Source organism: Paraglaciecola mesophila KMM 241, from assembly GCF_000315015.1.
Lineage (GTDB): Bacteria > Pseudomonadota > Gammaproteobacteria > Enterobacterales > Alteromonadaceae > Paraglaciecola > Paraglaciecola mesophila.
Genome location: NZ_BAEP01000026.1, coordinates 39478 through 50098 on the forward strand (window position 1 = coordinate 39478; position 10621 = coordinate 50098).

Consider the following 10621-nt stretch of genomic DNA (forward strand, 5'->3'; position numbering starts at 1 on the left):
ACTACGCGACACTCATTGATTTGAGCTGCTGCTTTCGCCATATCAAATAGATAGCGGGCAGAATAAGTAGCGTTAATAAAATGGCACTCACCATCCCGCCAACCATTGGCGCAGCGATGCGACTCATAACTTCAGACCCCGTACCTGAACCATACAACACAGGTAATAAGCCAAAAATTATGGTTGCTGTCGTCATCATGACGGGTCGAACGCGCAAACCAGCACCATGAAGTACGGCTTCAGTTAGCATGCCAACAGTAGGTTTAATACCCTCTGATTTGCATTTGTCGATTAGCGCTTGATACTCTTGATTTAAATACACCAGCATAATGACACCAATTTCTACAGCGACACCGGCTAACGCAATAAAACCCACCCCTACGGCAACTGAAAAGTTAAACCCCTCTAAGTACATCAGCCAGATACTGCCAACCATTGATAGCGGCAATGTACCCATAATAATGGCCACTTCTATAAAATTGCGAAAGTTGAGATATAACAGGATCACAATAATGGCTAAAGTCAAAGGAACCACGTAGGTTAATTTCTCTTTTGCCCGTAACATATACTCATATTGTCCAGACCATGTTATCGAGTAACCAGCTGGCAACACTAACTGCTCGCTCACTATTTGCTGAGCACTAACGACATATGATCCAATATCAACACCATCAATATCGACATACACCCAACCATTAAGTCGCGCATTCTCACTCTTAATGCCAGGAGGGCCATCTTCAATATACACATCAGCCACATCAGCTAACGCAATCCGTTTACCTTGTGGTGTAACAATGGGCAGTAAAGCCAATGATTCCGGTGACGAACGATAGGACTGTGGATAACGAATATTTACAGGATAGCGCTCTAACCCTTCGACGCTTTGCGTGACATTCATTCCACCGATAGCGCTGGATACCACCTGTTGCACGTCGGCAATGTTCAGACCATATCGCGCTGCCTTTTCGCGCTGAATATCAACTTTGACATAGCGCCCGCCTGCGACACGCTCTGAATAAACCGATGCTGTTCCCTCAACATCTGACAGTATCATTTCAATTTGCTGACCTATTTTTTGGATTTCCATGAGATCCGGACCTCCAATCTTTATCCCAACCGGTGTTTTAATACCAGTAGCCAACATGTCAATCCGTGTTTTGATAGGCATAACCCATGCATTGGTTAGTCCTGGCAAATTGACTACAGAATCAAACTCCTTGATGAGATCTTGTGTGGTCATGCCTTCACGCCACTGATCTTGAGGTTTCAATTGAATAAATGTTTCAATCATTGTAAGGGGCGCCGGGTCTGTCGCAGTATCTGCACGACCAACCTTACCAAATACGGTATCAACTTCGGGCACGGTCTTTATGAGTTTATTGGTTTGTTGCAACAATTCACGCGCTTTACCAATCGAGATCCCGGCATACGTTGTCGGCATGTACATCAAGTCACCTTCATCAAGCGGTGGGATAAACTCGCTACCAATTTTATTGATAGGCCAAAGTCCAATTGCCAACACAATAACCGCAATGAGCATGGTGATTTTTGGGAAACGCAATACCGTTCTTAATGTTGGCATATAGAGAAACGTTAAGAAGCGATTCACGGGGTTTTTATGCTCTGCGAGTACTTTACCGCGTACAAAATACCCCATTAGTACTGGTACAAGTGTAATCGCCAGCGCAGCGGATGCTGCCATCGCGTATGTTTTGGTAAAAGCAAGCGGTGAGAACATCCGCCCTTCTTGTGCTTCCAGCGTGAAAACGGGCACAAAACTTACGGTGATAATGAGCAAGCTGAAAAACAATGCTGGCCCGACTTCAGACGCGGAATCTATGACCACTTGCCAGCGGTTTTCTTTTGTCAGGGGAGTACGTTCCATATGCTTGTGCATGTTTTCTATCATGACTATTGCCCCATCGCTCATTGCGCCAATAGCGATGGCAATTCCTCCCAACGACATAATATTGGCATTGATGCCTTGCATGTACATCACAATGATTGCGGTAATGATACCAACGGGGATACTGATGATTGCAACTAGAGATGAACGTACGTGAAACAAAAACGCAATACACACTAGTGCAACAACAATGAACTCTTCGACGAGCTTAGAAGCTAAGTTATCTACTGCCCTTTCAATCAATGCTGAACGGTCATAAACCGTGATAATTTCAACGCCCTCGGGTAATCCCTTTTTAAGGTCTTCGAGTTTAGCTTTAACACCGTCAATGGTTTTTTGGGCATTTTCTCCAAATCGCATGATAACAATACCGCCAACCGTTTCACCTTCACCATTGAGTTCTGCCACTCCCCTTCGCATTTGAGGACCTAACTGAACATCAGCAATATCTCTAATCAATAACGGCGTACCGTTTTCGTTGACACCCAATGGGATCGTTTCGATATCTTGCTTGCTTGAAATATAACCTGTCGCCCTGACCATATATTCGGCCTCGGCCATTTCGATAACGGATGCACCAACTTCTTGGTTACCTCGTTTAATTGCCATTTGGATATGTGATAGCGGGATCCCATACGCTCGCAACTTTTCAGGATCAACCTTGACTTGATACTGCTTTACCATTCCGCCCAACGCGGATACTTCAGACACTCCCGGTACGGTTTGCAGTTCGTATTTGAGGAACCAATCCTGCAAGCTCCGAAGTTGTGATATGTCGTTTTTACCGGTGCGATCTACGAGTGCATACAAGTACACCCAGCCCACACCAGTCGCGTCAGGACCTAATTGTGGTCGAGCATTTTCAGGTAGATTTGGCGCTACCTGTGACAGGTACTCCAGCACGCGACTTCGAGCCCAGTATAAGTCTGTACTGTCATCAAATATGATGTAAACATATGAATCACCAAAAAAAGAATATCCTCTTACTGTTTTAGCACCGGGCACTGACAGCATTGCAGTTGTCAACGGATACGTAACCTGATCTTCGACCACTTGAGGGGCTTGCCCCGGGTAACTGGTTTTAATGATGACCTGAACATCAGACAAGTCTGGTAACGCATCGATAGGCGTATTTTTTAGCGTGAAAAGGCCGCCACCAACGATAATTAAGGTTGTCAGCAACACGAAAAAACGGTTAGAGACTGACCAGCGAATAATAGCTTCAATCATTCGTGTGCCCCTCCATGGTTGCTATGATCCATAGCAGCATCGTGGTTTTCCGACTCAACGTTTACCATCTTAAAGCTATCTTCGGCGACCTCAAACGTAAAAGTGATCTGATCGCCCACCTTAAATTGCTTGATGTCTATTACATCGTCAATGCTGAAGTCTAGTGTTGCGGCCGGTCTATCCCACTTTGGTATTGCATCGCGTGAGATATTGACCACACGAGCCTCTAAATCGATGGTGTTAATCGTGCCTGTAACCGTTGCCGACTGGGTAGATTCATCATTAGATGATTTCACATGGATGGTTGTGATCAGGTAATCGCTATCGCCAGACTTGGTGATTTCCACATGTAGTGTCATGCCCGCTTCAATCTGTGATAAATCGATATTTTCAGAAATAAAGAAATCCATTGTCATCGCTGGCCATTCCCATTCTTCGATTGCACCGTGATCAAGATTGAGCATATTGTGTGAAGCCATAACCGAATTGACCGATGCCTCTATCCATACACTCTCTCCACTTGCCCCTTGTGTATCAGCTTCATCAATAACATGGACGGTCGTGACTACATACTGACCATCGTTTTCCTTCCTGATTTCAATGTGTGTGAGCATCCCCTCTTTGAGATTTTTTAGGTCTACATGGTTAGCGACCGTGAAATCCATTGTCATCTCTGGCCAATCCCATTCATTGATAGCGCCATGATTGACGGTAATCATATTGTGTGATGGCATAACATCAGTGATAGTGGCTTGCGTAAAAACTGATGAAGGCATTTCATCGGGCCCTTCTATCCGTTTAAAATCTGAACTAATACTGCTCTCTGAATCGAGTAAAAAGTGTGCCGACGTGACAATCTGGTCACCGTCAACAAGTCCTGTTGTAATTTCAGTGAAGTCATCTACTACTCGACCAACGTCCACGGCTATAGACTTGAATTGTCCATCGCCAAAGGCTAAAACGACACGATTTTGCGTACCTGTTCTAATAACAGCTTCTGATGGTACGAGAACATTGGCTGTGTCAAAGTCTGAATGTATCGTCACCTGAGCGAACATATTTGGTTTAAGCGCGTAATCTTCATTTTTGAAACGTAATCGAACGCGCAGGGTACGTGTGCTTTGTTCAAGTGTTGGATAAACGTAATCAACCTCACCTTCCCATTCTTTTCCTGGCAAAAATTCTGACGTCATTGTGACAGGAAGGCCAACAGTGACTTGTGCAGATTGCCTTTCAAAGATTTCAGCATCAACCCACACCTCGTCCAATGCACCAATTGACATAAGCGTAGTGCCTGGTTTGATAAAGAAACCTTCACGGATATTTAAGTTGTCAACAAACCCGGTTTGAGGTGCTGAAAACGTGATTGTTTGACGCACTTTTTTAGTCGACATTAATGACTGGATCGCTTCACTTGGCATCTGTAACGCGTCTAATCGCGAACGTGCAGCAGCAATCAAATCGTCATTACCGCGACGCATTGCTATTAAAAGTTCCTCCTGTGCATTTACCAACTCAGGAGAATAGAGTGAATACAATGGGTCGCCTTTTTTGACGTACTCACCGGTTGCTTTGACGTGCAGTCTATCGACCCACCCTTCGACACGAGGGTGTATGTGTATCAAGGTGTCTTCATTGTATTGGACATACCCCACTGTTCGAATAGGCACATGCAATGAACGGCGTTGCACAGCTGCTGTTCTGACACCCAAATTATTCACGACATTAGGAGATATTTTGATCGTTCCAGGACCTTCGTCACCACCTGTGCTGTCTTCAAATACAGGAATCAGATCCATCCCCATAGGAGACTTACCAGGCTCATCACGGCGATAATTTGGGTCCATAGGGGCTACCCAATAAAGTGGCTGGTTTTCATCACTTTGTGCTGATTCAACGTTCGTTGAACCAGAGGTGAGCAGGAACGTGTAGACCAACGCAGTCATTACACCGCCGATAACTCCCCCTAAAACAATTGCTTTAGTGTTGTTCATTATTGCTCTCCGGATTGAGTCTTGGAAATACCAGCGGGGGTATTGAAGTAGTAATTAAGTCGAATGTTTGTTTTAAAGAGATCCACATCTATATCAAGTGCATCAATACGTGCATTCAAATCTGCGATACGCGCTCGGACAACTTCTGCGAAATCGCCGTCATCATTGGTATAGGCATTCAAAGACGCTTCCGCTTGTTCTCGCATTTGCTTTAACAACTCCTCTTTATATAAAAGTTGCCTGTCAGTCAGGCGCTGGCGTTCAGCATAAAGTGACTGGATTGCTGACATCATTTCTCGCAGCGCGAGAAGCTTGTCGGTTTTTATCGCTTCAGATTGACTAACGGCTGCGGCGACTTCTTGGTCTTGACGGTTTTGAGTAAATATAGGCAAATCAAAACTGACGCCAACGGACAAGAAATCTGCTCGACTAGAGCCCCCGGGGGTGTCATCTCTAAATGCATAGCTGGCATTAACCCCCCATTGTGGTTTGTACTTTTCCCTAGCGAGTTCAACTCCAGTTTTACTTGCTTGTATCCGTTGATTGATGGATAAAATGTAAGGGTGCTCCGCAAGCAGAGTTGCGAGTTCTTGCTGATTTCTATTTTTCACTAGTGTTAACGTGTTTTCAGATACGTCGGTAATGGCCGGTAATGCATTGGGCAACTGAAAAACAGTAAACGCGTTAAAACCAAGTTGGCGCATAGACTGTTCGCTTTTTAGGAGCCATTCCAGAAGTTTTCCGGTTGCTCTTTCTTCCAATGCTTGTAACTTAGTTAACCGATCTTCTAACCGAGTCAATTCAAGCTTTGCTCTAATGATGTCTTGTTGTCTTACACGCCCGACAGCAGAGGCATAATTGGCTTTGGCAATATCGCTAAGTTGCTCAAACAACGCTCTATCTTGATGGATTAATGTTATGCTCTGTTGCGCGCGATAAATTTCCAACCAAATGTCAGATACCTGAACACGGGTGCGAGCGACGCGATCTATACGCATCAGTGGGTGCTCAGCAGCCTGCTCCCGTAATTGACGAGACCGAATATCTAATGAATCGCCTCTTGGGAACATCTGCGAAACTCCGGCCTTAAGCTGCGTCATGGGTTCCTGATCAAATGCAAACCCATCCGTTGGTAAGTTTGCCAGTCCAATATTGACCACCGGATCCGGCAAACTCGAAGCGGCTATGCTACTTGATACAATCGCTTGTTCACGATACTCACTGCCCACGAGCCAAGGGTCGTTATCAATTGCGATTTCAACAGCCTGCTCCAATTTGAGGACTCGTTCAGTTTGGCTTTGAGCTAAACCCGCGTTCAAAAGAGTCATCAGCGCAATTACATAGTATGAAGACCGAGTCATCAAAACTGCTCCTCATAAGTCTTAACTTCAACGTAGGTCGTTGCACTACCATCTTCATTTAATTGCAACACAATGTACGGACGAAATTGGTCGCCGACTTCCATCCCGGGTGACCCAATTGGCATCGCAGGAACACTCAACCCTATCGCCCCTTCAGGTGTACTTTCTAGAAATTGCTGAATGAATTTTGCTGGTACATGTCCTTCAAAAACCAAGCCGTCTGCAGACAATGCCGTATGACACGAACGATAATTGGGTGCTACGCCATATTTATCCTTAATACGAGACATCATGGTGACGTTCGTAACATCCGTTTCAAAACCATGCTCTTTAACGTGTTTCACCCATTTTTGGCAACACTTGCAAGATCGGCTTTTATAAATTTCCAACGAAATTTTTGGGGCATCAGACACTACATCTGAATCATTGTTCACTTGTGTAGCGTCGGAACAGGCTGATAAAAACAGCACAAAAATAGGCGCTATCCACAACGTGCGTCGTGTAATAATTTTCATAATGAATCTCTCATTTTATTTTTTACAAGTCGCTTGTGACTCATTTCGTCGGCCAAGCGATATCATGTCCGAATCGTAAACGGACTTATCCTGCTTAGATGAGAGAGTATTTAGGAGGGCGCTGCAATGCAGCAATGAAGACTTGGTGTAGATTGGAGTTGTGTGACTGAATGCTCAGCGACACGTTTTCTTGAGACGAGTTGTAATGCCGAGAGGGCAATCCGATGTGAAACATAGCCATAGGACAGCAGCAGTCTTGGTTGCAGCAACTGTTCGTATCATCACTTTGAGAATGATCCATCATAGGGTGCGAACTATGATCCATCTCAGCAGTCATCTCGTCATTACATGGCATCTGCGAAAGAGCAAATGATGCCCCCACTTGCACGCCGAGCAGTGCGATAATAATAAACATGTTGACGAAGGCGCTTTTCACGTTTCTGCCATTCCTTGCTGTTTACAAACTATGGTGGTTAATATATGAATAATTGTGACGATTGTAGCACCCAACCCTTTCAATTAGATTACCCTCACATTACAATTTAGTAAGAATCAACCGAAAAGGAATACTTGTTTTTAAAAAGTCATGGATCCGCTGCATAATAAGCGTTCAAGGAGCTAACATCTTCTTCGTACATAGCATAATACTTAATAAACAATGACGAACATTCACCGCCATGAATTCAGTGTTTATTTCGCTTTGAAGAACCTGTTGAAATCAAAAGGAATTAATCGGGTTAGTATAAAATAACGCAGACAGGACTTTACATGAAAATCTTAGTCGTCGAAGACGAAGTAAAAACAGGTGACTATATAAAACAAGGCCTGATCGAGTCTGGCTTTGTGGTTGAATTAATTCGCACAGGCCTCGATGGCCATCATAAAGCAATGATAGGCGAATATGAATTAATTATCTTGGACGTCATGCTCCCTGATATTGATGGTTGGAAAATATTGTCATCGTTGCGCGAAGCTAATAATCATACACCTGTTCTTTTCCTCACGGCCCGCGACCACGTCAACGACCGAGTCAAAGGCCTAGAGCTCGGTGCCGATGATTACTTAGTGAAGCCATTTGCGTTTGCAGAGTTACTTGCAAGGGTGCGCACTCTAATACGCCGCGGCACATCAGTTCCTAACAACACGATACATATAGCCGATTTAGAGCTTGATATCCCCTCACGTATTGCAACTCGCAACGGGCGAACTATCAACCTAACGACCAAGGAGTTTACCTTACTAGAGTTAATGGTAAGGCGGCAAGGTGAAGTGTTACCGCGTTCACTGATTGCCTCACAAGTGTGGGATATGAATTTTGATAGCGACACCAATGTAATCGATGTCGCTATCCGTCGTCTTAGAGCAAAAATCGATGATAACTTCTCACCAAAGCTCATTCAAACTGTCCGCGGAATGGGCTATAAAATGTGTATTCATGAAAATTAAGAACATTTTGAAACGACCAAGTTCTCTCGCCTTTCGCGTTACGGTGATCGTTGGGATTACAATCTTTGTGTGCCTGACATTCATAAGCCTGATGGTGCAACAGTCTATCGCCCAGCATTTTGCCGAGCAAGACGCGGATGAACTCAATGAAGTATTTCTAGCCGTCAAAAAAAAACTCCATGTGGCATACCATGAAGGTGTTTCACCCTCTAGTATATTGTTCCAAGCTGTCTCGGGACATCATGGTGTCTACTTCTTGGTCAAAAATGAAGCCCAAGAGATTATCTTTAGCAGCGAGAGTGCGGCCCTAGAAAAATATCCTGGAGATACTTATGAAATTGAGCATATTTCTCCATCGCATTTAAGCCTCTTTTTCGACGGTGAACACATGCTGCGGGCCACTGGAATAATAGTGCCTATTGACGCCACTCAAATGCAATACCAAGTCATTGTTGCCTCGAACATGGATTTTCATATGAACTATATGGAGGCATTTGAGAAAACACTTTGGGGAATCATTGTACTGTCCGGTGCTATTACTATCTTGGTCGCTCGATTTGCTGTTTACCGTGGACACTCTCCACTAAGACGTCTGAGTCGAAAAATTGGTTCAATTACAGCGGATAAATTGGATATACGATTGGATCCTAATGAAGTGCCAGTGGAACTTGCCAATCTCGTTGGATCTTTTAACGCGATGATAGAAAGGCTTGAAAGTGGGTTTGAGCAGTTGTCGCATTTTTCTGCTGACATAGCGCACGAGCTAAGAACCCCGATCACTAATCTTACGACTCAGGCTCAAGTGATATTAAATAAACCCCGCTCAACGGATGAATACATCGAAATTTTGTATTCAAATCTGGAAGAGTACGAGCGTATGACCAAAATGGTGAGTGATATGTTGTTACTGGCACAAACTGAACATGGTCTAATTAAGCCGAGAGCTGAACTGATTGACTGTGGTAAAGAGATAGGCGAGCTAGTAGAATATTTCGAGCTATTAGCGCACGAAAAACATATAAGTATAATACGCATGGGCAATAACATAAAACTGATGTGCGATAAGTCGATGTTTCGACAAGCATTAAGTAACTTGTTATCGAATGCTATTCGATATGCTCCAGAAAATGCAAATGTGACTGTGTCTATGAAATCACGGGATGGGGAAGCACACATTTCTATTTCAAATCCTAGTAATATAATCCCTGAAACTCAACTTTCCCGCCTATTCGATCGCTTCTATCGCGCAGACCCATCTCGCAAACGCGATGGCCAAGGGGCTGGATTAGGATTGACCATTGCTCGTTCTGTCCTCGAAGTAAATGATGCGTCCATTCGAGTTGAATCAAGCGAACATGAAACAACGTTCACGGTCGTATTTACTTTGAATAGCTGACGCCTCGAATGCACGACAGCGTGAGTTTGAGGCGTCAATCAAATTAGAAAGTATAAACCCCTTTTAAGTAATAAAATCCACTATTAATACCAATTGGTGACGTTGTTGGATACTTTGAACCAGCGACTTCGGTATCATGCAGAAGATATTCATCAGGGAAATTATCCAACCCATCACGAGCGCTTAGTGATACTTTCAACGCATCATTAACATGATAACCAATCTCGGAGTCGACAGTGTATTCTGCCCCCACTTCTTAAATAGGCAAGCCAGCATCAATGTGGTCTCCAAAAATTTCACCATAATAATTGAGCGAGTTAATACTCGCCAATCCCCACTGGTATGGTTTCTATCAGACTGAAGCGGAGTAGCGCCTTTCTAGATTACAATTAGATCAGGAGGTGGTAACGGCGGCCGATCGACCAATCCCGTAAGGCCAAAAGCCCTTGTGACATTTATTACATTGAAAATAAGAAATTTAGGAGCAGCAAACGTGCTAATCATAAAATATGACTGTATAAAGTTATATTTAAATAAATTACATAAAGAACAAGAATATGAAGCGGCTAACGAAGTAGCGAAATCTAACTTTAAAAAACTCTCGAATTCTTTACCGCTTAAGCTAAAGCAAAAGGAAGCCAAAAATAGCAAGGCGAATTACCAAAGCTAAAATGCCGAATTTGAAATAGCTAAGGAAGCTATATTAGTTCATGGACGAGTTATATTCATACAAATAATCGTCTTAACTAAACAAACTTTCGATCAAATCATCT

At 43.7% G+C, this 10621-nt stretch carries 7 protein-coding genes; 3 read left to right on the forward strand and 4 right to left on the reverse strand.

The features are described from left to right. Position 1 precedes the first annotated feature (1 nt). Genes GMES_RS06735 through GMES_RS06750 form a run of 4 tightly spaced genes read right to left on the reverse strand, consistent with a single transcriptional unit; the run spans position 2 to position 7006 of the window. A complete protein-coding gene (locus tag GMES_RS06735) occupies positions 2-3136 on the reverse strand; it encodes an efflux RND transporter permease subunit (protein WP_006991869.1) in 3135 nt (1044 codons plus the stop codon). Further along, complete coding sequence (locus GMES_RS06740) at positions 3133-5130, reverse strand: efflux RND transporter periplasmic adaptor subunit (protein WP_006991870.1); 1998 nt, start codon at positions 5128-5130, stop codon at positions 3133-3135. Before GMES_RS06740 ends, GMES_RS06735 begins: the two co-directional genes overlap by 4 nt. Further along, positions 5130-6491 (reverse strand): TolC family protein, encoded by a 1362-nt coding sequence (locus GMES_RS06745; protein ID WP_006991871.1) that lies wholly within the window; start codon positions 6489-6491, stop codon positions 5130-5132. The genes GMES_RS06740 and GMES_RS06745 overlap by 1 nt, the downstream gene beginning before the upstream one ends. Beyond that, on the reverse strand, positions 6491-7006 hold the full coding sequence (locus tag GMES_RS06750) for a DUF411 domain-containing protein (protein WP_006991872.1): 516 nt from the start codon (positions 7004-7006) through the stop codon (positions 6491-6493). The genes GMES_RS06745 and GMES_RS06750 overlap by 1 nt, the downstream gene beginning before the upstream one ends. Positions 7007-7774: 768 nt before the next feature. Here GMES_RS06750 and GMES_RS06760 point away from each other — a divergent pair. The 3 genes from GMES_RS06760 to GMES_RS22435 all read left to right on the forward strand — a co-directional run bounded on the left by GMES_RS06760 (position 7775) and on the right by GMES_RS22435 (position 10518). Then, a complete protein-coding gene (locus GMES_RS06760; protein WP_006991873.1) occupies positions 7775-8452 on the forward strand; it encodes a heavy metal response regulator transcription factor in 678 nt (225 codons plus the stop codon). Further along, positions 8442-9848 carry a heavy metal sensor histidine kinase gene (locus GMES_RS06765; protein WP_006991874.1) on the forward strand — a complete coding sequence of 469 codons (1407 nt, stop codon included), beginning with the start codon at positions 8442-8444 and terminating at the stop codon, positions 9846-9848. The genes GMES_RS06760 and GMES_RS06765 overlap by 11 nt, the downstream gene beginning before the upstream one ends. 448 nt (positions 9849-10296) lie before the next feature. Further along, positions 10297-10518 (forward strand): hypothetical protein, encoded by a 222-nt coding sequence (locus GMES_RS22435; RefSeq protein ID WP_153811057.1) that lies wholly within the window; start codon positions 10297-10299, stop codon positions 10516-10518. The last annotated feature ends 103 nt before the right edge of the window (positions 10519-10621 follow it).